This window comes from Hyphomonas sp. BRH_c22 (assembly GCF_000961795.1).
GTDB lineage: Bacteria > Pseudomonadota > Alphaproteobacteria > Caulobacterales > Hyphomonadaceae > Hyphomonas.
In genome coordinates this window covers 1-21,539 of sequence record NZ_LADU01000037.1, presented here as the reverse complement: position 1 = coordinate 21,539, position 21,539 = coordinate 1, and the positions used below count along the sequence as shown (strand labels likewise).

At 63.7% G+C, this 21,539-nt stretch carries 24 protein-coding genes and 1 pseudogene; 17 read left to right on the top strand and 8 right to left on the bottom strand.

Annotation, left to right across the window (positions count from 1 at the left end; translation table 11 throughout):
• The first annotated feature begins 13 nt into the window (after nucleotides 1-13).
• From VR74_RS05465 to VR74_RS05455, 3 genes are all read left to right on the top strand, one after another.
• The gene (locus VR74_RS05465) at nucleotides 14-1,177 is read left to right on the top strand and encodes a GNAT family N-acetyltransferase (RefSeq protein WP_045695055.1); all 1,164 of its coding nucleotides are present in this window, start codon (nucleotides 14-16) and stop codon (nucleotides 1,175-1,177) included.
• Entirely contained in the window at nucleotides 1,174-1,494 is a 321-nt protein-coding gene (locus tag VR74_RS05460) for a hypothetical protein (protein ID WP_045695053.1), read from the top strand. Before VR74_RS05465 ends, VR74_RS05460 begins: the two co-directional genes overlap by 4 nt.
• 92 nt (nucleotides 1,495-1,586) lie before the next feature.
• Nucleotides 1,587-2,021, top strand: coding sequence for an HIT family protein (locus VR74_RS05455; RefSeq protein WP_045695051.1), 435 nt, complete (start codon nucleotides 1,587-1,589; stop codon nucleotides 2,019-2,021).
• Nucleotides 2,022-2,076: 55 nt separating this feature from the next.
• Here the strand turns inward: VR74_RS05455 and gatB are convergent, their stop codons facing one another.
• Complete coding sequence (gene gatB, locus VR74_RS05450; RefSeq protein ID WP_045695049.1) at nucleotides 2,077-3,588, bottom strand: Asp-tRNA(Asn)/Glu-tRNA(Gln) amidotransferase subunit GatB; 1,512 nt, start codon at nucleotides 3,586-3,588, stop codon at nucleotides 2,077-2,079.
• A gap of 157 nt (nucleotides 3,589-3,745) precedes the next feature.
• Here gatB and VR74_RS05445 point away from each other — a divergent pair, with 157 nt between their 5' ends.
• Nucleotides 3,746-4,114, top strand: a complete 369-nt coding sequence (locus tag VR74_RS05445) for a hypothetical protein (protein WP_045695048.1) — start codon at nucleotides 3,746-3,748, stop codon at nucleotides 4,112-4,114.
• Between the two features lie 4 nt (nucleotides 4,115-4,118).
• Here the strand turns inward: VR74_RS05445 and VR74_RS05440 are convergent, their stop codons facing one another.
• Together VR74_RS05440 and gatA are read right to left on the bottom strand one after the other, a co-directional pair.
• The gene (locus VR74_RS05440) at nucleotides 4,119-4,592 is read right to left on the bottom strand and encodes a hypothetical protein (RefSeq protein WP_045695046.1); all 474 of its coding nucleotides are present in this window, start codon (nucleotides 4,590-4,592) and stop codon (nucleotides 4,119-4,121) included.
• 10 nt (nucleotides 4,593-4,602) lie between these two features.
• A complete protein-coding gene (gene gatA / locus VR74_RS05435; RefSeq protein ID WP_045695044.1) occupies nucleotides 4,603-6,075 on the bottom strand; it encodes an Asp-tRNA(Asn)/Glu-tRNA(Gln) amidotransferase subunit GatA in 1,473 nt (490 codons plus the stop codon).
• 171 nt (nucleotides 6,076-6,246) lie between these two features.
• Between gatA and VR74_RS05430 the strand changes: the two genes are divergently transcribed.
• Entirely contained in the window at nucleotides 6,247-6,684 is a 438-nt protein-coding gene (locus VR74_RS05430; RefSeq protein WP_299949673.1) for a DUF6491 family protein, read from the top strand.
• Between the two features lie 32 nt (nucleotides 6,685-6,716).
• The gene (locus VR74_RS05425; RefSeq protein ID WP_299949670.1) at nucleotides 6,717-7,100 is read left to right on the top strand and encodes an SET domain-containing protein-lysine N-methyltransferase; all 384 of its coding nucleotides are present in this window, start codon (nucleotides 6,717-6,719) and stop codon (nucleotides 7,098-7,100) included.
• Nucleotides 7,101-7,110: 10 nt separating this feature from the next.
• On the opposite strand, the gene VR74_RS20555 is transcribed toward VR74_RS05425, so the two are convergent.
• The 5 genes from VR74_RS20555 to gatC all read right to left on the bottom strand — a co-directional run bounded on the left by VR74_RS20555 (nucleotide 7,111) and on the right by gatC (nucleotide 10,609).
• Nucleotides 7,111-7,242: a hypothetical protein gene (locus VR74_RS20555; RefSeq protein WP_299949668.1), complete on the bottom strand. Its 132-nt coding sequence runs from the start codon at nucleotides 7,240-7,242 to the stop codon at nucleotides 7,111-7,113.
• A 125-nt stretch (nucleotides 7,243-7,367) separates the two neighbouring features.
• Nucleotides 7,368-9,140 carry an AMP-binding protein gene (locus VR74_RS05420; RefSeq protein WP_299949666.1) on the bottom strand — a complete coding sequence of 591 codons (1,773 nt, stop codon included), beginning with the start codon at nucleotides 9,138-9,140 and terminating at the stop codon, nucleotides 7,368-7,370.
• A 68-nt stretch (nucleotides 9,141-9,208) separates the two neighbouring features.
• Entirely contained in the window at nucleotides 9,209-9,988 is a 780-nt protein-coding gene (locus VR74_RS05415) for an enoyl-CoA hydratase-related protein (protein WP_045695042.1), read from the bottom strand.
• Nucleotides 9,989-10,078: 90 nt separating this feature from the next.
• Complete coding sequence (locus tag VR74_RS20550; protein WP_277813145.1) at nucleotides 10,079-10,207, bottom strand: hypothetical protein; 129 nt, start codon at nucleotides 10,205-10,207, stop codon at nucleotides 10,079-10,081.
• A 114-nt stretch (nucleotides 10,208-10,321) separates the two neighbouring features.
• Nucleotides 10,322-10,609 carry an Asp-tRNA(Asn)/Glu-tRNA(Gln) amidotransferase subunit GatC gene (gene gatC / locus VR74_RS05410; RefSeq protein ID WP_045695041.1) on the bottom strand — a complete coding sequence of 96 codons (288 nt, stop codon included), beginning with the start codon at nucleotides 10,607-10,609 and terminating at the stop codon, nucleotides 10,322-10,324.
• A gap of 113 nt (nucleotides 10,610-10,722) precedes the next feature.
• Between gatC and ruvX the strand changes: the two genes are divergently transcribed.
• The 11 genes and pseudogenes from ruvX to pdxA form a co-directional block, all read left to right on the top strand.
• Nucleotides 10,723-11,181, top strand: a complete 459-nt coding sequence (gene ruvX / locus VR74_RS05405; RefSeq protein ID WP_045695039.1) for a Holliday junction resolvase RuvX — start codon at nucleotides 10,723-10,725, stop codon at nucleotides 11,179-11,181.
• Complete coding sequence (locus VR74_RS05400) at nucleotides 11,178-12,092, top strand: AEC family transporter (RefSeq protein ID WP_045695037.1); 915 nt, start codon at nucleotides 11,178-11,180, stop codon at nucleotides 12,090-12,092. The genes ruvX and VR74_RS05400 overlap by 4 nt, the downstream gene beginning before the upstream one ends.
• Before the next feature lie 60 nt (nucleotides 12,093-12,152).
• On the top strand, nucleotides 12,153-13,094 hold the full coding sequence (locus VR74_RS05395; protein WP_366462211.1) for an aspartate carbamoyltransferase catalytic subunit: 942 nt from the start codon (nucleotides 12,153-12,155) through the stop codon (nucleotides 13,092-13,094).
• Nucleotides 13,091-14,383: a dihydroorotase gene (gene pyrC, locus VR74_RS05390; RefSeq protein WP_045695034.1), complete on the top strand. Its 1,293-nt coding sequence runs from the start codon at nucleotides 13,091-13,093 to the stop codon at nucleotides 14,381-14,383. The genes VR74_RS05395 and pyrC overlap by 4 nt, the downstream gene beginning before the upstream one ends.
• 238 nt (nucleotides 14,384-14,621) lie before the next feature.
• Nucleotides 14,622-15,512 carry a glycoside hydrolase family 5 protein gene (locus VR74_RS05385; protein WP_299949664.1) on the top strand — a complete coding sequence of 297 codons (891 nt, stop codon included), beginning with the start codon at nucleotides 14,622-14,624 and terminating at the stop codon, nucleotides 15,510-15,512.
• A 71-nt stretch (nucleotides 15,513-15,583) separates the two neighbouring features.
• Nucleotides 15,584-16,201 (top strand): glycerol-3-phosphate 1-O-acyltransferase PlsY, encoded by a 618-nt coding sequence (gene plsY / locus VR74_RS05380; RefSeq protein ID WP_045695032.1) that lies wholly within the window; start codon nucleotides 15,584-15,586, stop codon nucleotides 16,199-16,201.
• A pseudogene (locus tag VR74_RS21520) lies at nucleotides 16,198-16,311 on the top strand (DNA-protecting protein DprA); the annotation flags it as partial. The gene plsY and the pseudogene VR74_RS21520, both read left to right, overlap by 4 nt.
• A 284-nt stretch (nucleotides 16,312-16,595) precedes the next feature.
• Complete coding sequence (locus tag VR74_RS20545; protein WP_299949662.1) at nucleotides 16,596-16,751, top strand: hypothetical protein; 156 nt, start codon at nucleotides 16,596-16,598, stop codon at nucleotides 16,749-16,751.
• A gap of 169 nt (nucleotides 16,752-16,920) precedes the next feature.
• Nucleotides 16,921-19,110 carry an LPS assembly protein LptD gene (lptD, locus tag VR74_RS05375; protein ID WP_045695031.1) on the top strand — a complete coding sequence of 730 codons (2,190 nt, stop codon included), beginning with the start codon at nucleotides 16,921-16,923 and terminating at the stop codon, nucleotides 19,108-19,110.
• A gap of 165 nt (nucleotides 19,111-19,275) precedes the next feature.
• Nucleotides 19,276-20,520 carry a peptidylprolyl isomerase gene (locus VR74_RS05370; protein WP_045695030.1) on the top strand — a complete coding sequence of 415 codons (1,245 nt, stop codon included), beginning with the start codon at nucleotides 19,276-19,278 and terminating at the stop codon, nucleotides 20,518-20,520.
• Nucleotides 20,521-20,559: 39 nt separating this feature from the next.
• Nucleotides 20,560-21,539, top strand: a 980-nt coding sequence (gene pdxA / locus VR74_RS05365) for a 4-hydroxythreonine-4-phosphate dehydrogenase PdxA (RefSeq protein ID WP_299949660.1), incomplete at its 3' end; no start/stop codon positions are given.

Sequence of the window (21,539 nt, the reverse complement as noted above, 5' to 3'; positions counted from 1 at the left end):
TAGATTGACGGGCATGGACGACAGCGCGCTCAAGATCACCATCGCCCCCGGCCTGGCCGAGGTGTCGCCCGACGAGTGGAATGCCGTCGCCAACCCGCCCGGGGAACGCTACGACCCCTTCCTGACATGGCAATTCCTCGAAGCGATGGAGAGCAGCGGCGCCGCAACACCGGCCACCGGCTGGGTGCCGCGGCATCTCCTGATCCGGGGCGGGAATGGCCGCCTGCGCGCCGCCATGCCGCTCTATGCCAAGATGCATTCGCGCGGCGAATTCGTGTTCGACCAGAGCTGGGCCGATGCCTATGAACGCGCGGGCGGGGCCTATTACCCGAAACTGCTCTCGGCCGTGCCCTTCACCCCCGTCACCGGCCGCCGCCGCCTCGTGCCTCGCGGCCCGGACGAGGCCCAGCTGAAGGCGGCGCTCCTCGCCGGGGCCATCCAGCTCGCCGAGGAAAACTACCTCTCCTCCCTCCATATCAATTTCGTCGATCATGCGGACGCCGAAATCCTCTCCAATACCGGCCTCCTTTCGCGCACAGACCAGCAATTCCGCTGGGTGAATGACGGCTACGGCACGTTCGGCGATTTCCTCGCCGCCCTCTCGTCCGCCAAGCGCAAGAACCTGCGCAAGGAACGCGCCAGGGCGCAGGAAGGGCTCGATTTCGTCCACCTCACCGGCGATGCCATCACCGAGGACCATCTCGACCATTTCTTCCATTTCTACATGGACACCGGCAGCCGTAAATGGGGCTCGCCCTATCTCACGCGGCGGAGTTTCTCCCTGCTGCGCGAGCGCATGGCCGATGACCTCCTCTTCATCTTCGCCATGGAAGACGGCGAGCCCATCGCGGGCGCCATGAACCTGATCGGCTCGGACACGCTCTATGGCCGATACTGGGGCTGTAGCGACCAGCGCCCCATGCTCCACTTCGAGACCTGCTATTACCAGGCCATCGATTTTGCGATTGCGCGCGGCCTGCAATATGTCGAGGCAGGCGCCCAGGGCGGCCACAAGCTCGCCCGCGGCTATGTGCCCGTCCTCACCCGCTCGGCCCACTGGATCGCCCATCCCGGCCTGCGCAACGCCGTCGCCGACTACCTCACCCGCGAACGCGACGCGGTTGAATCCGACATGGACTATCTCACAGATAGAACGCCCTTTAAGAAGGGCGAATGAGCCCATCTGTCGTCTTGCGCAATTATAGCCGTGTCGAAGAAGCCCTTGTGGTCTGTTCTGCACTACAGGACGCCGGGTTCGACGCCGCCATCGACAATCTCAACCATGCGATACTCGAATGGCACGTGGTTCCCCTTATCGGCGGCATTCAGGTGCGCCATCCGGCATCGCAGATCGATGCTGCAAAAGTCTACCTCAATGAAATGGTCCAGACCGCCGAGCAACGTCTGATCGAAGCCACTGGCGAAACGATAGAGCCGATCCATCCTCGCTATTGGCACGCCCGTGTAATCGCCCTCACGTTCGCCACGGAGTGATTCATCCTCGCGTCCGTTTGGTTTTTCCTGCGGAACCTGTACCTTCGAAGCAAATCCATTCGCACTCGCCAAACTGAAAGCACTGATCCTTCATGACCCTTCACGACACTTACGACCCGACCAACATCTTCGCGAAAATCCTGCGCGGCGAGATGCCTGCCGTGAAGGTCTACGAGGATGATACCGCCCTTGCCTTCATGGACGTCTTCCCGCAGGCCGAAGGCCACACGCTGGTCATCCCGAAAGACGTGACAGCGCGCAACCTGCTCGACATGCCGCCGGAAAAGCTCGGGCCCTACATGCTGATTGTCCAGAAAGTCGCGAAGGCCGTCGAGGCGGCGCTGACGCCGGATGGCCTCGTCGTCACCCAGTTCAACGGCGCCCCCGCCGGGCAGACCGTCTACCACCTCCACTTCCACATTATCCCCCGCCAGGAAGGCGTCCCCCTCGGCCGCCACGGCAGCGGCGGCATGGCGGATATGGGCGAGCTTGAGAAGCTGGCGGGGCGGATTCGGGCGAAGTTGTAGCCCTTAACCCCCCTCTCCCAGGGGGAGAGGGAGGCGCGTCGCCGGCAACGCCGCCCTAAATCCCCAGCTTCGCCTTCAATATATCGTTCACGGCCTTGGGGTTCGCCTTGCCGCCGGAGGCCTTCATGACCTGGCCGACGAACCAGCCGAGCGTCTGCGGCTTGTCCTTCACCTTTTCGACCTGTTCCGGGTTTGCCGCGATGATCTCGTCGACCACCTTCTCGATCGCGCCGGTATCCGTCACCTGTTTCAGGCCGTGCTTTTCGACAATGGCGGCCGCCTCACCCTCGCCCGCGATCATGCGCGCGAACACGTCCTTGGCGATCTTGCCGCTGATCGTCTCGTCGCTGATCAGCGCGATCAGGCCGCCGAGCGCCTCCGCCGAAACCGGGCTGTCAGCCAGTTCCAGGCCTTCCTTGTTGAGATAGCCGAACAGTTCCTGCGTCACCCAGTTGGCCGCGAGTTTCGCGTCGCGCCCCTTGGCCACGGTTTCGAAATATTCCGCCTTGTCGGCATCCGCGATCAGCACGCCGGCATCATAGTGCGAGATGCCGTATTCGGATTCAAACCGCGCGCGTTTCTCGTCCGGCAGTTCCGGCAGGCTGGCCCTGATCTCGTCAATCCAGGCCTGCTCGATTTCCAGCGGCAACAGGTCCGGGTCCGGGAAATAGCGGTAATCGTGCGCGTCTTCCTTCGAACGCATGGACCGCGTCTCGACCTTCACCGGGTCGAACAGGCGCGTTTCCTGGTCAACCGTTCCGCCGCCCTCGATGATCTCGATCTGGCGGCGCGCCTCGTATTCGATGGCCTGCTGGATGAAGCGGAACGAGTTCATGTTCTTCAGCTCGCAGCGCGTGCCGAGATGGCTGAAATCGTCCGTCTCGCGGAATTTCTCGTACTGGCCGGGGCGGCAGACAGACACGTTCACATCGGCGCGCAGATTGCCCTTGTCCATGTCGCCGTCACAGGTGCCGAGCGCGATCACGATGGCCCGCAGCTTCTTTACATAGGCCGCCGCCTCGGCAGGCGAGCGCACGTCCGGCTTTGACACGATTTCCATCAGCGCCACGCCGGAGCGGTTCAGGTCCACATAGGTCGAATTCGGGTCCATGTCGTGGATCGACTTGCCGGCATCCTGCTCCAAGTGCAGCCGCTCGATCCGGCAGGTGAAGCTGTAGGCCTCGCCGCCATGGGCCGGTTCGACATCCACCTCGATCTCGCCCTCGCCGACAATCGGGTGGGCGAACTGGCTGATCTGGTAGCCCTGCGGCAGGTCCGGATAGAAATAATTCTTCCGGTCAAACCGGCTATAATGATTGATCTGCGCCTTCAGGCCAAGGCCCGTGCGCACGGCCTGTTCCACGCATTTCCGGTTTATCACCGGCAGCATGCCCGGCATCGCGGCGTCGACCAGCGAGACATTGCAGTTCGGGTCCGCGCCAAACGCCGTCGAGGCGCCCGAGAACAGCTTGGCATTCGAGGCCACCTGCGCATGGATCTCCAGCCCCATGACGACTTCCCAGTCGCCGGTATCGCCTTTGAGTACGTAGGGTGTGCGCGCTGACATGACCTGCCCTTATGACCAATTCAAACAAGCCGTCCTTCTAACGGCAAGCGGCCCGCCCTGTCGAGCGGACATGACCGCACGTTGGCGCGAAGGCTTTTCTTTTTCGTCGCACTGATCAAGAATGCGGCAAGCGTAAAAGCGCACGGGGAGGAAAACCATGTTGTTCAAGATGATTCTGGACGGATCGGGAGAGGAAGAACGGCCGATTGTGCGCGGCCTTCTCAAGCACCTGATCATCGGATTCGGGTGCGGCCTGCTGGTTGGCGCGGTCGGCCTGTTCCTCGTGCTGCAGGCGCTCGGCAACATGAGGCTCGACATGCCGATCATCTTCGTTGCGGCGATGATGCTGCAATTCGGCCCGGTTGGCGGGCTTGTCGGCGTCGGCATCTATCTCTCGCGCATTACCGACAGGTCGCGCGGCGATGAGGATGACAATGATGAAGGCCCCGGCGGCAGGAAAGTGCACGTGGAAACGCCGGCCGCCCCCCGCGCGGCCCCGGTCACGCTCCGCCCTGCAAGGGCCTGAGCGCCTAGATCTTGCCTTCTTCCTTGGCGCGCCTGTAGCGCTCGCGCCGGGCGTCCATCCGGTCCTTGACCGAGGCCGATTGCGGCGCCCGCGTGGGCACTTCGCCCTCCGGCACCGGGGGAATCTCCAGCTCGGCCGGCGTCTCGTCTTCCAGCTTGCCCTCGGCGATCAGCTGCTTGCGCCGCGCCGCCACACGGGCCTCGCGTGCCTGCTGGGCCGGGCTCCTGGAATTGAACAGGCCGGACAGTTTCGATTTCTGCGCGCCCTTCAGCGGCGAGCCGTCATGCGCGCGCTGGCTACGCTTGTCCAGTATCCGCGAGATACGGAACGCGACATAGGCCGCCACCAGCACGGCCACGACCAGCATGCCGCTCATCTCCGGCGCAAACAGGTCATACCCGTTCTGCGCCATCATCCCCCACATCAGGGCGAGACAGATGACGAGCATGACGGCGAAAAGGGCGAGAAAGCGTTTCATGTGCGCCAGCCTACCACCAGCGGTCAGGTTTAGCCACGAAACCAGCTGCACGTTCCAGTTCGCCGCCAACGCGGAAGCAGGCCGCCTCGTCCAGCGCCTTGCCGATCACCTGCAGGCCGAGCGGCAGGCCGCTTTTCGACAGGCCCGCGGGCACGGAAATGCCCGGCAATCCGGCAAGGTTCGCCGTCACAGTGAACACATCATTGAGATACATTTCCACCGGATCTCCGCTCTTCTCGCCAAAGGCAAAGGCGGGTGACGGGCAGGTCGGCGTCAGCACCGCGTCGCAGCTCTCAAAGGCGTCAACGAAGTCGTTGAGGATCTTGGTCCGCACCTTCTGCGCGCGCAGGTAATAGGCGTCATAATAGCCGCTGGAGAGCACATAGGTGCCGATCAGCAGGCGGCGCTGCACTTCCTTGCCGAAGCCGCTGGCCCGCGTGCCTTCATAGGTCTGCGCCAGGTTATTGCCCTCGACGCGCGCGCCATAGCGCATGCCGTCATAGCGCGCGAGGTTTGACGAAGCCTCCGCAGGCGCCACGATATAATAGGCCGGCAGCGCGTATTTCGTGTGCGGCAGGCTGATATCCACGATCTCGGCCCCGGCCGCCTTCAGCCAGGCAATGCCCTGGTTCCACAGCGCGTCGATCTCCTCCGACATGCCGTCCATCCGGTATTCTTTCGGAATGCCGATCCGCATGCCTTTCACGCCTTTGGACACATCGCTGCGCCAGTCGGGCGTCGCGATATCCAGCGAGGTAGAATCCTTCGCGTCATGGCTGCACATCACTTCCAGCAGGATGGCACTGTCTTCCACGGTCTTGGCAATCGGCCCCGCCTGGTCGAGCGAGGAGGCGAAGGCCACCATGCCGTAACGGCTGGCGCGGCCATAGGTCGGCTTGATGCCCACGGTGCCCGTGAAGGCCGCCGGCTGGCGGATCGAGCCGCCAGTATCGGACGCAGTCGCCGCAAGGCAGAGATCCGCCGCGACGGAGGCCGCAGAGCCGCCCGACGAGCCGCCCGGCGTCAGGCCCTGATTGTCGCCTGCGCGCCGCCAGGGGTTCACCACATTGCCGAAGTGCGATGTCTCGTTGGACGATCCCATCGCGAATTCGTCCATGTTGAGCTTGCCCAGCATGACCGCGCCTTCGTCCCACAGGTTCTGCGTGACGGTGGATTCATAGGTCGGGGTGAACTCGCCGAGGATGCCGCTGCACGCCGTCGTGCGCACGCCCTTGGTGCAATAGAGGTCCTTGATGCCCAGCGGCGCGCCTTCCAGCCTGCCGCCCTCTCCCTTGGCCAGTTTCGCATCCGACGCATCGGCCATGGCCAGCGCCTTTTCCGGTGTTTCCACGACATAGGCGTTCAGCATCCGCGCGCCTTCAATGGCGCTGACGAAGTCCTGCGTGATCTCGCGCGACGAAAACTGTTTGGCTTTCAGGCCATCCAGCGCTGCGGCGAGGGTGAGTTTGGTCAATTCGGTCATGTGAAATCCCGCGAAGAAATCTGCCCGCCTGCTATGACGGCTTGAGGGGAAAGTTCAAGTCTCCGTGACCGCGCTTGTCAGTTCCTGCAGCCCGGGGCATCACTTGGAAACGGAACATTTGCCCGGGTTTCCACGTTTTCCGCGGGCAGCAACCCGAAAAAAGGATATCCCATGCGCCTCGCTCTCCTTGCCGCCGCTTCTGTCCTCCTCACCGCCTGCGCCAGCCAGGCTCCGGCCGATGCAAAGCCAAAGGGTGTCGCCCAGTTTGCCGGTGACCCCCGGCTTGGCGAAGAGGTCCGGAATGTCTGCTTCACCTCGACGATTTCCGGCTTCCACGATGCCACGGATGACACGGTGGTGATCTCGAAAGGCCGGGATGATTACCTGGTCGAAGTCTACGGCAACTGCTTCAATCTCGATCAGGCCCAGCAGATCGCGGTGGATTCCACGACCAACTGCCTCGGCAAGGGTGACCATCTCATCACCTCTGATTCCATTTCAGGCTTTCACGATGATACCGGCTTCGGCGTGCAGCGCTGCATGATCAAATCGGTCCACAAGTGGGATTCCAAGGCCAAGGCGCCGGAAGAGACCGAAGAAACCGAATAGCGCCCGATGGCAGCTGTGCTAGAGACGGGCGCATGCCACAATCCGCACAGGCTTCGTTCGTCGAGGTAAAAGACTCTCCCTTCCATGGCCGCGGCCTGTTCGCCGCCCGTGCCATCGCCCCCGGGGCCACGATCGCGGTCTACCCGCTGCTGGTGCTTTCGACGGAAGACACCGCTGCGGTGCGCGCCACGCTGCTCCATCATTACGTGTTCTATGTCGACGAGAATGCCGAGGGCGAGATGCGGGCCGCCGTCGCCTTCGGGGAAATCTCCATGTGCAATCACAGCCCGAAAGCCAATGCCGGCTTCACCGTCGATGCCTCCGCCCAGACGGTCACCCTGACGGCCAGTCGGGCTATCGCGCCCGGCGACGAAATCCTCATCGATTACGAGGATTTCGCCGACGAGATCATCTGACCGCCGCCCCTCATGCGAGCATGTAGGCGGTGTAGCCTGCCGGGGTGAAAACCATCGCGGTGATCACAAGGTAAAACAGCGTCGTGCCAAGGGCTGCCATCACCTGTCCAAGCTGGCCTGACCGGGGTGTTTTCGTTGTCATCTGCCTGTCTCCTCTTTGGCGTGTTGACACGCAGAGGAGTACGCCCGGACGGTACCGGCAAATAGTTCAGGGTCTGGAGCGATCCGCTTCAGGATGTGAAGCGGCCCACTCCCGATTGCGAAGCGTCAGCCGTCGGCCGCAGCCTTGACCCGCGCGCGCAGCTCCCGCCGCACCACTTTGCCAATCGGCGATTTCGGCAATTCATCGACAAAATGCACTTTGCGCGGTCGCTTGTAGGCCGTCAGGAAAGACGCGCAGTGCGTCATCACATCGGCCGCTGTCAGGTCCGGGTCACGCCGCACGACGAAGGCATGCATCGTATCACCCATGTTCCCGTCCGGCACGCCCGCCACGGCCGCTTCCTCGATCCCCGGATGTTCGGCCAGCACGGCATCGACTTCGTTGGGGAACACATTGAAGCCCCCGACCAGAAGCATGTCCTTGAGACGGTCAACCAGGTAGAGGAAGCCGTCATCATCGAGATAGCCCGCATCGCCCGTCTTCATCCAGCCGACATGAAACGCTGCTGCTGTCGTCTCGGGGCGGCCGAGATAGCCCGCCATCACCTGCGGCCCGGCCACGACAATTTCGCCCGTCTCGCCCGGCCCGGCAAAACTGCCATCGTCACGCAGGATCGACACGGCGGTTCCCGGCAGCGGCATGCCCACAGACCCGGCGCGCGTGCGCGCATCAGGCGGGTTGATGCTGATCAGCGTCGTGGTCTCGGTCATCCCGTAGCCCTCGACCACGCTCGATCCGGTCAGGCCGATCCATTGTTTGCGCACTTCGGGGTTCAGCCCCATGGCGCCGGAAATGGTGAGCGTCAGCTGCGGCGGGTTTTCGTAGAACCACGCCTCGTCCATCAGTTTGGCAAACAGGGTGCTGACACCGGGAAAGGCGTTCGGGCGGAACTTGCGGAAGGCCGCCTTCAGGTTCGACAGCGGCTTGGGGCTCGGCACCAGAACCAGGTGCGCCGCATTGCGCAGCGCGATGATCGACGAGAACAGGCCGAACACATGGTAGACGGGCAGCACCAGCAGCATGGTCTGGGACGGCGCATCGATCATGTGCGGCGACAGGCTGGCAAACTGTTCGACATTGGTCACGACGCCCGCTTCGGTCAGGCGCACGCCCTTGGATATGCCGGTCGTGCCGCCGGAATACTGGAAGATCGCATCCTCATTGGCATCCCGGTCCTGCGCATACAGCGACATCGGCGTGTCGTGCGCCGCGCCGCGCTTCAGCGCATCGGCCATGGGCACATTGTGAATCTTCAGCGGCCGGCCCATTTTCTTGACGTGCTGCAGCACGAAATCCATCACCGTCTTCTTCAGCGGCGAGAAAAAGTCGGTCAGCGACAGGCTGATGACGGACACAACACCTGTCCCCACAACGGCCTCTTCGGCCACCTCCGGGAACAGGCTTGACGTGATCAGCACCTTGACCTGCGCATCGCGCAGCTGGCGGCGCGTCTCGTGGGCGGTGTAGAGCGGATTGATATTGGTCAGCACAAGGCCGGCCCGCAGCACACCCAGCATGGCCAGCACGTTGGATATGCAGTTAGGCGACTGGAGCGCGACGACATCGCCTTTCTGCAGTTTCAGCTCTTCGCGCAGGTAGCGTGCAAGGTTCGCGGTATGCCTGTCGACTTCGGCAAAGGTCAGGGTCGCGCTCGCGCCATTCGGCAGCGCCGTTGTCAGGAACGGTTCCTTGCCGAAGCCTGTGACCGCCTGTTCGATCAGCGTTTCAATCCGTCGCGGAACGTATGCACCCAGTTGCGCCTGGAAGGTTGCGGCCTCCGGATTGTAAAAGTCCAGGATTGGCTGGTCTTCGAACGGAACAGGCGAAAATTGCGATACGACAGACATAACTTTTCGGCCCCCAACGGCTTTGGTCATGTCCCTTACTGACACATCAGCTTTGATTTATACTGAAACCGATCGGTGAAATTTGACCGATCCCGCGCCTAGCGGCCTGTAAACACAGGCTTTCGCTTTTCCAGGAAGGCGGCGGCGCTTTCGGCGGCATCCTCCGTTTCCATCAGGGTCCGGATTTCCTTGATCGCCCAGTTGCCGACATCGCGCCAGTCAGGGTCCAGCGTGCGCCGCAGGCCGGCCTTGATCGACTGCACCGCACGCGGCGGATTGGCGGCGATCTTCGCCGCAATACCCATGGCCGTCGGCAACAGGTCATCCTGCGCAACGACCCGCGACACGAGGCCGATCTCCTTCGCCGTCTGCGCGTCGATGATGTCGCCCGTGAACAGGAGTTCCGCCGCCCGCTCGCGGCCCACCACCTGTGCCAGACGCCCAAGGCCCGGCGCATCACAGCAGAGCCCGCGCTGCACGAACAGCTCTCCGAACTTCGCCGTCTCCGACGCGACGCGGATATCCGCCATCAGCGCCAGCTCCATGCCCCAGCCCAGCGCAAAGCCGTTGACAGCCGCAATCACGGGAATGTCCGTATAGAGCAAGGCGTCCGCAGCCGGCGTCAGGCCGCCGGTGCGGCGCCCGCGCGCCTTCATTTCCGCCGGCCCCTTCGCCTTCTGGCTCAGGATTTCCTTTACATCGTCACCGGTACAGAAGCCGCGCCCCTCTCCGGTAATGACAATGACCCGCGCATCGCTCTCGCGCACGGCGTCTTCCAGCGCCATGTAGAGTTCGTAGTTCAGCGCATTCATCACCTGCGGCCGGCGCAGCGTCAGCAGGGAAACATGATCCCTGGTTTCGATCGTCATCACGGACATGGCATCCTCCCGGTTTGTGTCGGGAGACTATGCCGCCGGTCAGCGGTCACCGGCAATCACGGACGCAACGTCAGGTCCGGTCCGGGCAGCCTAGCGCTTGAGGTGCTCAAGCCCCTTGATCGCCCCGGTCTTGAGGGAGGGGTTGGACGCGTTCGTCTTCACTTTTTCCGCCTTTGGCTTGCGGACTTCCTTGTTCGTCTTCTTCTGACCCTTGGCCATGATGTGCGTTCCTGTGCAGGGACCCGAATCGGATCCTCTCCAACAGGTGGGGGGTCACCGCGCCTTAAATAAGGCCATGCCGGCACTTCGTTTCCCTGAGGAACCCGCGGGCGCCTACTCGACCGACTTCGGCACAACGAAGAACCCGTCTTCGCTGCGCGGCGCATTGGCCAGAACCTGGTCCTGGATGTTGCCATCCGTCACCACATCCTCGCGCATCGGCAGCTTTGTCTCGACAACCGAGGTCATCGGCTCGACGCCCTCGATGTCGACTTCGTTCAGCTGGTCGATCCAGCCGAGAATGCCGTTCAGCTCTCCGGCCATCTCCTCGAGGCGCTCCTCGGGCACGGCAATGCGCGACAGGCGGGCAACCTTGCGGACATCATCCTTGGTAACACTCATGGCGCGGGCTCCGGTGGCGTGGCTTCGATCCGGCCCGAATACGCGATAGGCAAGGGCGTATCAAGCCGCTATAGCGCTCATCCTGAGCTGACTTTTTTTCGGACAGGACCGTTTTGGCCGTAACTGATCTTGCCTCCCTGCCGCGCACCGGCGTGCTTCTCGGTATCGACCCCGGCACACGGACCATGGGCGTCGCGGCAACTGACGCCACGCGCATGATCGCCAGCCCGGTGGAAACCATCCATCGCGGCAAGACACTCGGCCCCTCCATCACGCGACTGTTCGAGATCTATGACGCGCGCAAGGCGGTTGCACTGATTGTCGGCCTGCCGCTCCACATGGACGGCACGGAAGGCCGCCGCGCCCAGTCCACTCGCGCGCTGGTCTACAATATCCTGCTGCGCCGCGACGTACTTGTCGCCTTCCAGGACGAACGCCTGTCCAGCGCCGAGGCGGAAAGCGTAATGATCTCTGCAGACATGTCAGCCAGGCGCCGCGCCGAACGTATTGACGCTTCGGCCGCCGCCGTGATCCTCAAATCCGCGCTCGACGCGCTGGACCGCCTTGGATGAGCGGCTTCCTCTACGCCCTGCTGCCGGTCATCGCGATCGTGGCGCTGGGACACGTTCTCTCAGCCCGCAAATGGATTCCCGCTGAGAGCTGGCGCGCCATCGAGCGCCTCTCCTATGTCGTCCTGTTTCCGGCGCTGATCATCCGCACCCTTGCCAACACGCCGTTCGAGACCGCGCCCTGGCGCCTCGCCGCCGCACTGATCATCGCCCAGCTGGTGCTAGGCGCCATCGGCCTCGGCGCGCGCTTGCTGCCCGGCATGGAACGGCCCGCAATCGGCACCATCATCCAGTCGAACGTCCGCTGGAACACGATGATCGCGCTTTCCATCGGCAGCCTGCTCTATGGCCAGGAAGGCCTCGCCCTTGTCACCATCGCCGCCGCTGTGATGATCCCGACCGCCAATGTCCTGTCGGTCTACGCCCTCATCGCCCATGCCGATACGCCCCATGGCCCGGCGCCCCGCCCCCTGCTCGCCCTGGTACGCAACCCCATCGTGCTCGCTTGCATCATCGGCCTTGCACTGGCGGCCGCCAGTATCGAGCTGCCCCGCCTCGCCAATGACATGCTGCGCATCCTGGGCGACGCCGCGCTCGCGCTCGGCCTTCTGTCCGCCGGTGCAGGCGTTGACCTCTCGGCCCTGAAGCGCTCCGGGCCCCGCACGCTTACCTGGTCGCTCGTCCGCCTGCTGGGCATGCCCGCACTTGCCATCGCCTTCGGCCTCGCCTTTGGCCTCTCGGGCATGGCCCTCACCATCGCGGTGATTTGCGCCGCCACCCCCACCGCCACCAGTTCCTACATCCTCGCCCGCGAACTCGGCGGCGACGCCCCCCTCGCGGCCAACCTGATTGCCGTCCAGACCGTGCTCGCCATGCTGACCCTGCCGCTGTTCTACTTCCTCGTCAGCGGCTGACACTTGCGAACAGCCCGAAACGGGCCTAAACCGCCAAAAATCGAAAGGGCCTCCATGGCAATGGCGGGATACAGCTACAACTTCGATCACGAGCATTTGCTGGGAATCGAAGGCCTTCACCCCCTCGACATCACCCATATACTCGATCTGGCCGACAGCTATGCGGATGCAACCCGCTCCGGCCAGCGCGCCGATCCTGTCCTGACCGGCCGCACCGTGGTGAACCTGTTCTTCGAGAATTCCACCCGCACCATGAGCAGTTTCGAGATCGCCGCCAAACGCCTCGGCGCCGATGTCATCAACATGCCGGTCGCCAATTCCAGCGTGAAGAAGGGCGAGACCCTGATCGACACGGCGATGACGCTGAACGCCATGAAGCCGGACGTGCTGGTCATCCGCCACTCAGCCTCCGGCGGCGCCAAGCTCCTCTCCCGTAAGGTCGACTGCGCGGTCATCAATGCCGGTGACGGCACCCACGAACACCCCACGCAGGGCCTGCTCGACGTGCTGACAATCCGGCGCCACAAGGGCCGCGTCGAAGGCCTCAAGGTCGTCATCTGCGGCGACATCGCCCACAGCCGCGTCGCCCGCTCCACCACGATGGCGCTGCACCTGCTCGGCGCCGAGGTCCACCTCTGCGGCCCCCGCACCCTGCTGCCGCCCGGCACCGACACATGGGGTGCGGCCAGCGCCACGACCGACTTCGACGCCGCCCTCAAGGGCGCGGATGTTGTCATGATGCTCCGCCTCCAGCTGGAACGCATGGACGGCGCCTTCCTGCCCAGCCGCCGCGAATATTTCCGCTATTTCGGCCTCACCGCAGACCGCCTTGCGCTCGCCCTGCCGGGCGCAACGGTCATGCATCCGGGCCCGATGAACCGCGGTATCGAGATCGAAAGCGCCATTGCCGACGGCCCGCAATCGGTCATCACCGAACAAGTCGAAATGGGCGTCGCCGTGCGCGAAGCCGTGCTTGACCTTCTGGCGGGGACACACCGATGAGCCTTTCCATCCACAATGCCCGCCTGCTCGATCCGGCCACGGGGCTCGATGCGCCCGGCGCGGTCTTCATCGACAAGGGCAGGATCAAGCATGTGGCTCAGGGCCAGTCCGGCGCGCATGCCGATGCAAAGGAAACGCTCGACGCGGGCGGCCTCTGCCTCGCGCCCGGCCTGATCGACCTGCGCGTCAAGACCGGCGAGCCCGGCGACGAGCAGAAGGAAACCCTCGCCACCGCCTCACGCGCCGCCCTTGCCGGAGGCGTGACCAGCTTTGTCGTCATGCCCGACACCCGCCCCACCATCGACGATGTTGCCCTCGTCCGCTTCATCAAGGAACGGGCACGCGAAACGGCAAAGGCCCGCATCTATCCGGCAGGCGCACTTTCGGTTGGCCTGCAGGGCGAACTGATGGCCGAGATCGGCCTCATGGCCGATGCCGGCGCCGTTGCCTTCACCAATGGCGACATGCCCATCGCCAATGCCTCGATCATGAAGCGCGCCATGACCTATGCCGCCAGCCGGGGCGCCATTGTCATGTCCCGGCCCGATGACCGCGCCCTGTCCGGCTCCGGCGTGATGAATGCCGGCGCGTTTGCCGCGCGGTTCGGCCTCTCCGGCATGCCGGTCGAAGCCGAATGGATCGGCGCGGCCCGCGATGTCATGCTGGCCGAAACCACCGGCTGCCGCCTCGTGGTCGACCAGGTCTCCACCGCCCGCACGCTGGATATCCTCGCCGGGGCCCGCGACCGCGGCGCAAAGGTTCACGCCACGGTCGCCGCCCACACGCTGTTCTTCAACGAACGCGACGTCGGCGACTATCTCACCTATTGCAAGGTCAACCCGCCCTTCCGCGACGAGGACACACGGCAAGGACTGATCGCCGCCCTGAAACGCGGCGAGATCGACGCCGTGGTCTCAGCCCATGATCCCCAGCCCCCGGAAGAAAAGCGCCTGCCGTTCGGCGAAGCGGCTTTCGGTGCTGCTGGCCTTGAAACCACGCTCGCCGCGCTGATGAGCCTCGTCCACGATGCGGGCCTGCCCCTGCTCGACGCGCTCGCTCCGGTCACCTGCCGCCCGGCCGACCTGCTAGGCCTGCCGCAGGGCCGCCTGAAATCCGGCACGCCGGCCGATCTGATCCTGTTCGATCCCGGCAAGCCCTGGCTCTGCGTGCGCGAAGACCTGCGCTCACGCTCGACCAACTCGCCCTTCGATGGCCGCCGCCTGCAGGGCCGCATCCTGCGCACATTTGTCGGCGGCGAAACCGTGTTCGACTTCGCGCCTGCACCCTGATGCCTGAAAGCCAGGCAAATCTCCCTGACAAAAAGTGATCGATCCAAACTCCCTTATCAGGCGACTTGGCGTTGACCCCGTCGCACTGCTGCTGTCAAATACTCTCATGGGGAAATTGTACGACAGGTCTGTGCGTGTGGTTCTTGCGTTTGCGCTGACGTTGGCAGTCAGCGCAGCGTGCGTGTCGGATTTGGGCAGTGTTGCCTACAAGCCGCTCGTTTCGCCGGTGCAGCGTTGCATGAACCTGAGCGGAGCGCTGGAGGGTCCTTCCGAAGGTGAGTGGGGCTATACCGTACGCATGTCGGATATCGACAAGATCGCGGACGCAGGATTTGACACGATCCGGCTGCCTGTGCGCTGGTCAGCGCATGCCGGCAAGTCGGGACGCTATGAACTCGACAGCGATATGCTGGCACGGACAGATGAGATCATCGACTACGCCCTGGCGAAGGACATGAATGTCATCCTCAATGTGCATCATTACTACCAGATCCACCACAACCCCTCAAAGCACGAACGCCGGTTGGAAGGCATCTGGAACCAGTTGGCGGCACACTATGCTGCCTATCCCGACACATTGATCTTCGAAGTCCTCAACGAGCCACACACGAAGATGACCGTTGAGCGTACCGACGCGCTGAACAAGCGCATCGTCGCTAACATTCGCAAGACCCAGACTGATCGCTGGATTCTCCTCGCGACGGCGGAATGGGGCTCCCTGCCCGGCCTCATCGAGAGCCAGCCACCTCAAGATCCGCGCATCATGCTGTCATGGCATTATTACGATCCATTTTCCTTCACCCACCAGGGTGCGGAATTCTTCAAGCCGACACCGCCTATCGGCGCACAATGGGGTAACGAGGATGATCTGGCCCGCATGACGGCGGATTTCCGCGCAGCGGCCGCCTTCAGGGATACGCATGGCATGCCCCTGCTGCTCGGCGAGTTCGGCGTATTTGATGCGGCGTCGGTCGAGGAGCGCGTCAAATGGATCAGCACGGTGCGCCACCTCTCTGAAGCCAACCAGTTCGGATGGTGCCATTGGGGCTTCTCGTCAAACTTCCAGGCCTATGATCCCGAAAAGGAAGCCTGGATCGAGCCGATCCGCGCCGCCCTGCTTGGCGATTGATCCCAGGCTCTTGCCGCGCGCGGGCCGTGTCCGTAGACCATTATCAGGCAACACGGCAGGGAATCGGCGGCATGCAGGCATGGATCGGATATGGCACTGCGGCAGTGTGCGGCTATCTCGCAGGCTCGATTCCCTTTGGACTGCTGCTGACCCGGGCTGCAGGGCTGGGTGACATACGCGACATCGGCTCGAAGAGTATCGGCGCCACCAATGTGCTGCGCACCGGCCGCAAGGACCTCGCGCTCGCAACCCTCCTCCTCGACAGCCTGAAGGCAGGCCTCGTCGCTTTCGCCTTTACCTGGCTGTTCGGACGCGAGATCGGCTTCGTGGCCGGTGCCATGGCCTTTGTCGGCCATTGCTATCCGGTCTGGCTCGGCTTCAAGGGCGGCAAGGGCGTCGCCACCTATGCCGGCCTGCTCCTCTTCACCTCGCTGCCCGGCTTCCTCGCTGCTGCGCCGGTCTGGCTGATCGTGTTCACCCTCAGCCGCACTTCTTCACTTTCGGCCCTCACGGCCGCTGTTCTCGTCCCGCCCGGTGCTTACCTCCTCGGGGAACACAACCTGTTCATCATCGGCGGCCTCGCCCTCTTGTCGGTCTTCGTGTTCTGGACCCACAGGACAAACCTCGCCCGCCTCCTGAAAGGTACCGAGCCGAAGTTCGGCACACCAAAGGCCAAGCCCAAAGCATGAGCCCGGCGCGGCCCCTGTCCGACAGCGAGCGGCGGGACTGGATCCGCCTCTCCCGCACCCAGAATGTCGGCCCCGTCACTTTCGCCCAGTTGCTGAAACGCTTCGGCAGCCCCGCAGCCGCCATCGATGCGCTGTCCGACATTGCCCGGCGCGCCGGGCGCGGCCGCCCATCACCGCCCCGTCGGTTGACGAGGTCGAGGCCGGGATCGCCACTGGACCGGCGCGCAGCCGGCACCAATGCCCTGCTTTATCAGGGAGCTTCGCTGGTCCGCCACGCGGCTGACGTGATCGAAATCCTCTCATCCCTCCGCTTTGGCCACGTCTCCAGCCCCGAAACACCCCCATACGACCCCGAATCGCACGATGACCCCTGCCAGACAGCCAGGTCGCCAGGGTGCGCGAAGCCCTCTCGCCCCACCCCATGCCGATTGACGAGATCGCCCGCGCCAGCGGGCTCAGCGCGGCGCGTTGCGCAGCAATCCTTGCAGAACTCGAATTATCCGGCGAAGCCGTGACCCTGTCAGGCGGACTCGCCGTGCGGGCTGTCTGACCGCCCGCCTGTGTCGCGAAAACACCGCCGTAAGCATGAAAATGCCGCCATGAGCCGCCGATGGCTGGACGATCCGAGCCATCGCCTCTAAGCCTCCAGTCTGATTAATGAAACGGCGCCGGCACACAGTGCCCATTCCATGCGCTATTGTAACTGAGGTGACCCGGACTTGGCGAACTGGCTTCTTTACGCCGCAGCATTGGGTCTGGTTGCGTCCGGCGCCGCCTCCGCGCACGCGCAGGACGCCTCCAGTGTTGCCAAGCCGGCCACCGAGACACCTGAACGCGTCGTTCTCGAAGCCGATTACATCTACGAAATCCAGGAAGAGAACAGCATTGTCGCTGAAGGCAATGTCGAGGCGCTGTACGAAGCGCGCGTGCTGCGCGCTGACAGGATCGTCTACAACAAGACGACCGACCGCGTACGCGCCACCGGCAATGTCGTCATCGTCGATACTGACGGCTCGCAGCAATTTGCTGACGAGATCGAGGTCAATTCCAAACTGACTGACGGCTATGCCATCGGCTTCTCGGCGCGCCTGCCGGATGGTGCAACGGTCGTCTCGAACTCGGCGATCCGCCAGACGGATGGCGTTAATGCGCTGGAGCAGGTCATCTATACCGCCTGCCCCGTCTGCGAAGAGCATACGACGCCAACATGGTCCCTGCGCGCCCGCCGCGCCGTGCTCGACCAGGAAAGCCAGATGATTTCCTACCGGGACGCCGTCTTTGAAGTCGCAGGCATCCCCGTCTTCTACTTCCCCTATCTGGCCCACCCGGACCCGACCTCTGACCGGCGTTCCGGCTTTCTCATGCCATCGGGCGGCGTGTCCTCGAAACTCGGGACCTTCTACCAGCAGCCTTACTATTGGGCCTATTCAGACTCCTCGGACGTCACGATTGCCCCAATGGTCAGCGCCAATGTGAATCCCCTGCTGGGACTCGACTTCCGCAAACGGTTCTATTCCGGCGGCGTCAAATTCAGCACCAGCATCACCCGCGAAGCCGATTTCGACAGCGATGGCGAGCGTTTCGGCGATGAGAAATGGCGTGGCCACGTTTACGGCAAGGGCCTGTTTGCCATCACGCCGGAATGGCAGTGGGGCTTCGGTGTCGAAACCCAGACTGACGACCTGTACGACCGCCGCTACGACATTGACGGACAGGGCGAACGGCGCGGCCTCTATACCAGCCAGCCCCGCCGGCTTCTGTCGCAGCTCTTCGCGATCGGACAGGGCGACAGCTATTACACGGATATCGCTGTGCTGGACTTCCAGGGCCTGCGCGCCGGTGACATTGATGGCAGCCTCCCGTCCGTCGCGCCGGTCTTCTTCGGGGAAAAATACTGGGACATGGGCGATTACGGCTTTGCCTCCGTCAACGTGTCATCCGCCTTGCTGACACGGGACATCGGCGCCGACAGCCAGCGCGTCAGCGTGGGTGGCGACTGGTCGAAGCTCGGCGTCCTGCCGGGCGGCTTCACGGTCGAGCCCTTCGCCGAGGTTCGCGCTGACTATTACGCGCTGGACGAAAGCATCTCCGGCAAGCCCGACGTCACGCGCGCCGTGGGCAATGCAGGCGTGAAAATTGCCTATCCGCTGGTGCGTCCGGGCAAGATTGTCGACCTCATCGTCGAGCCCGCAGTGATGGGTGCCTGGGGCTTTTCCAACGTTAACGACACGGCCATCCCGAACGAAGACAGCATCCTGTACGAATTTGATGAGGGCGACCTGTTCGCGGCCAACGGGTTCGGCAATTACGACCTCTACGAAGGCGACGGCAAGGCTGCCGCCGGGGTCTCGGCCCGCGCCAAGTTCAGGAACGGCCCGGAATTCAGCACGACAGTCGGCCGGCGCTGGCGCTCACGCGCCGATCCCAATTTCGACGTGGCCAGCAATCTCGACGGCACGTCATCGGACTGGGTGGCTGAATCCACGGCAGATTTCGGCAGCGCCTTGCGCCTCGATACGCGCGTCCGGCTGGATGATGACGGGTTCAAGCTGAACCGCATCGACGCCCGGCTGAGCACCAATTACAAGCGGCTGCGCGCGGTCGGCCAGTATTACAAGATCAACGAGCGGATCAGCCCGCTGGGCCGCCCGGACGAGGGCATATTCCTGCGCGGTGAAATGCGCGTAACCGACCGTTTCTCGCTGGTTTTCGGCCAGTTGCGGGATATTGTGGCCGATCTGAACGCCAAGCGGGAAATCGGCGTTGCCTATGAGGACGACTGTTCGCGCTTCGAGATCATCTACCAGCGTTCGGAACTGAACGACCGCACCCTCGGCCCGTCGGAAAGTTTCCAGTTCCGCTTCTCGCTCAAATCCATCGGAGATTTCGGATCCAGTGAATTCGACTGAGTCGGCGGCCGGCCGGGTTCGCGCGCCAGCCTCGCACCCAACACTAATTTTCCGTAACGATTCAGGGAGCACTGCCCTGATCCGTTGCGCCTGCCCGCAGGACTTGTATGGTCCGCCTAACTTGAAAGACTTGGGGCCTGGCTGGGTGCCCAATGGAGAGACTACATGATCCGTCAGTTACTTGTTGCTGCCTCCCTGTTCGCCATGTCCGCTGCAGGCGTCGCCACGGCACAGGACGCTGCTGATCCCGGCCGCCTGCCGCTTGAAGGCATTGCCGCCGTCGTCAACGACAAGCCGATCTCCTATTCCGACGTGCGCCAGCGCGCGCGCCTCCTCCTGCTCAGCGTCGGTGGCCAGCAACCGTCGGCCGAACAGATCCAGCAGATCACCGGCCAGGCGCTGGAACAATTGATCGACGAAAGCCTCCAGCTTGAAAAAGCCTCGGAATTCGAAATGGAAATCGATGCCGTTGAAATCGCCGGTGCGGTCGAAGACATGGCCCGCCAGGGCGGCACAACGGGCGACCAACTGAAGGCCCAGCTTCTGCAGGCAGGCGTCAACCCGGCCAGCCTTGAAGAGCAGATGCGGGCCGAGATCGCCTGGAACCGCGTCATGAGCGGCCTGTACGGCTCGCGTATCCGCGTCTCGGACAACCAGGTCGACGACCAGCTAAACCGCATGCGTTCCGCCTCGAAAAAAACCCAGTACCGCGTCTCTGAAATCTTCCTGTTTGCGCCGGATGCCGAAACCCGCGAGCAGGCCATTACCGCCGCCAATGCCGTCCTCGACCAGCTCAAGCAGGGCGCCGATTTCCGCGTCGCAGCCCAGCGCATCTCGTCGGCCCCTACCGCCGCGACTGGTGGTGACATGGGCTGGATGTCTGCCGAAGACCTCGCGCCGGAACTGGCCGCAGCGGTCACGGCAGCTGATCAGCCCGGCCTGCTGGAGCCAGTCGTGGTCGAAAATGGCGTCTACCTCCTGCTCGTCGCCAACAAGCGGGAGCCCAGCCAGGAAGTGACCAAGGTCAACCTCAAGCGCCTTTACGTGTCCGACGGGTCCGAAGCCGACCTCAAGGCGGCCATGGAACAGATCAAGAGCTGCTCTGACGTCCAGAGCATCGCCAATTCCAAGACCAATCTGCGCGCCGCTGACCTCAATGAAATCAACGTCGAGGAACTTGGTCCGGAAGGCAAATCCCTCGTCCTGGCCACCGAAGTGGGCCAGGCGACCGACATTTTCGCGGCCTCGGGCGGCCTCGCCGTCATGTATGTCTGCGACCGTCAGGATGGCGCCGAAGCCCTGCCGTCACGCGAAGATCTCAAGGGCAGCCTCAAGAACCGCGAACTCGGCATGATCTCCGAACGCGAGCTTCGCAATCTCCGCCGCGAAGCCACGATCATCTACCGATAGGGCTTGCACGGCCGGTCTTTTGCCACCACACCTCCGCGCGTGACCCGGACACACACACCCCTGCTTGCCCTCACCATGGGCGACCCCGCTGGCTGCGGCCCCGCCATCACGGCAGCGGCCTGGCAGCAGCTGCGGGCTGATCCCGCCCTCGCCTTCTACGTCATCGGCGCGCCCGCGCTCTATGCCGCCCGCGTCCCGGTCCGCGAAATCGCCTCGCCCGGGGAAGCCCGCGACGCATTCCCGGACGCCCTGCCGGTGCTCGCACTGGCCGATGTGCCTGACGTGCAGCCCGGCCAGCCCGATGCGGATGCCGCACCCGCCATCATCCGCTCCATCGCGCTCGCCACCTCCCACGCGCTCGACGGCGCCGCAGACGGCATTGTCACGAACCCCATCAACAAGGCCCTGCTCTACAGCGCCGGCTTTTCCTATCCGGGCCACACCGAGTACGTCGCCCATCTCTGCACCAACCCGAACGAGCCTGCTCCGCAGCCCGTGATGATGCTGGTCGGCGGCGGGCTGCGCGTCGCACTCGCCACTATCCACATGCCCCTGATGAAGGTCGGCAAGGCGCTGACCGTTTCCGGGCTCGTCGCGCTCGGCCACATCGTCGACAGTGCCCTGCGCAGCGATTTCGGCCTCGCCACACCGCGCATTGCCTTTTCCGGCCTCAACCCGCACGCGGGCGAAGAGGGCTCCATCGGCACCGAAGAACAGGCCGTCATCAACCCCGCCGCCCATGCCCTGCGCCTCTCGGGCGTGGACATGTCCGACGCCCGCCCCGGCGACACCGTGTTCGCAGAGGCCCTGTCCGGCGCCTATGACGCCGTCATCGCCATGACCCATGACCAGGGCCTGATCCCTGTCAAGACGCTGGACTTCTGGGGCGGCGTCAACGTCACGCTCGGCCTGCCCGTGGTGCGCACCAGCCCGGACCATGGCACCGCCTATGACGCCGCCGCCGCAGGCACCACGCGTCCTGACAGCCTCATCGCGGCCCTGCGCCTCGCCGCCGCCAT

Excerpts from the sequence above, each read along its gene's own strand:
- VR74_RS05465 (WP_045695055.1), top strand. The coding sequence starts at position 14 with ATGGACGACAGCGCGCTCAAGATCACCATCGCCCCCGGCCTGGCCGAG.
- VR74_RS05460 (WP_045695053.1), top strand. The coding sequence starts at position 1,174 with ATGAGCCCATCTGTCGTCTTGCGCAATTATAGCCGTGTCGAAGAAGCC.
- VR74_RS05455 (WP_045695051.1), top strand. The coding sequence starts at position 1,587 with ATGACCCTTCACGACACTTACGACCCGACCAACATCTTCGCGAAAATC.
- gatB (WP_045695049.1), bottom strand. The coding sequence starts at position 3,588 with ATGTCAGCGCGCACACCCTACGTACTCAAAGGCGATACCGGCGACTGG.
- VR74_RS05445 (WP_045695048.1), top strand. The coding sequence starts at position 3,746 with ATGTTGTTCAAGATGATTCTGGACGGATCGGGAGAGGAAGAACGGCCG.
- VR74_RS05440 (WP_045695046.1), bottom strand. The coding sequence starts at position 4,592 with ATGAAACGCTTTCTCGCCCTTTTCGCCGTCATGCTCGTCATCTGTCTC.
- gatA (WP_045695044.1), bottom strand. The coding sequence starts at position 6,075 with ATGACCGAATTGACCAAACTCACCCTCGCCGCAGCGCTGGATGGCCTG.
- VR74_RS05430 (WP_299949673.1), top strand. The coding sequence starts at position 6,247 with ATGCGCCTCGCTCTCCTTGCCGCCGCTTCTGTCCTCCTCACCGCCTGC.
- VR74_RS05425 (WP_299949670.1), top strand. The coding sequence starts at position 6,717 with ATGCCACAATCCGCACAGGCTTCGTTCGTCGAGGTAAAAGACTCTCCC.
- VR74_RS20555 (WP_299949668.1), bottom strand. The coding sequence starts at position 7,242 with ATGACAACGAAAACACCCCGGTCAGGCCAGCTTGGACAGGTGATGGCA.
- VR74_RS05420 (WP_299949666.1), bottom strand. The coding sequence starts at position 9,140 with ATGACCAAAGCCGTTGGGGGCCGAAAAGTTATGTCTGTCGTATCGCAA.
- VR74_RS05415 (WP_045695042.1), bottom strand. The coding sequence starts at position 9,988 with ATGTCCGTGATGACGATCGAAACCAGGGATCATGTTTCCCTGCTGACG.
- VR74_RS20550 (WP_277813145.1), bottom strand. The coding sequence starts at position 10,207 with ATGGCCAAGGGTCAGAAGAAGACGAACAAGGAAGTCCGCAAGCCAAAG.
- gatC (WP_045695041.1), bottom strand. The coding sequence starts at position 10,609 with ATGAGTGTTACCAAGGATGATGTCCGCAAGGTTGCCCGCCTGTCGCGC.
- VR74_RS05400 (WP_045695037.1), top strand. The coding sequence starts at position 11,178 with ATGAGCGGCTTCCTCTACGCCCTGCTGCCGGTCATCGCGATCGTGGCG.
- VR74_RS05395 (WP_366462211.1), top strand. The coding sequence starts at position 12,153 with ATGGCGGGATACAGCTACAACTTCGATCACGAGCATTTGCTGGGAATC.
- pyrC (WP_045695034.1), top strand. The coding sequence starts at position 13,091 with ATGAGCCTTTCCATCCACAATGCCCGCCTGCTCGATCCGGCCACGGGG.
- VR74_RS05385 (WP_299949664.1), top strand. The coding sequence starts at position 14,622 with ATGAACCTGAGCGGAGCGCTGGAGGGTCCTTCCGAAGGTGAGTGGGGC.
- plsY (WP_045695032.1), top strand. The coding sequence starts at position 15,584 with ATGCAGGCATGGATCGGATATGGCACTGCGGCAGTGTGCGGCTATCTC.
- VR74_RS05370 (WP_045695030.1), top strand. The coding sequence starts at position 19,276 with ATGATCCGTCAGTTACTTGTTGCTGCCTCCCTGTTCGCCATGTCCGCT.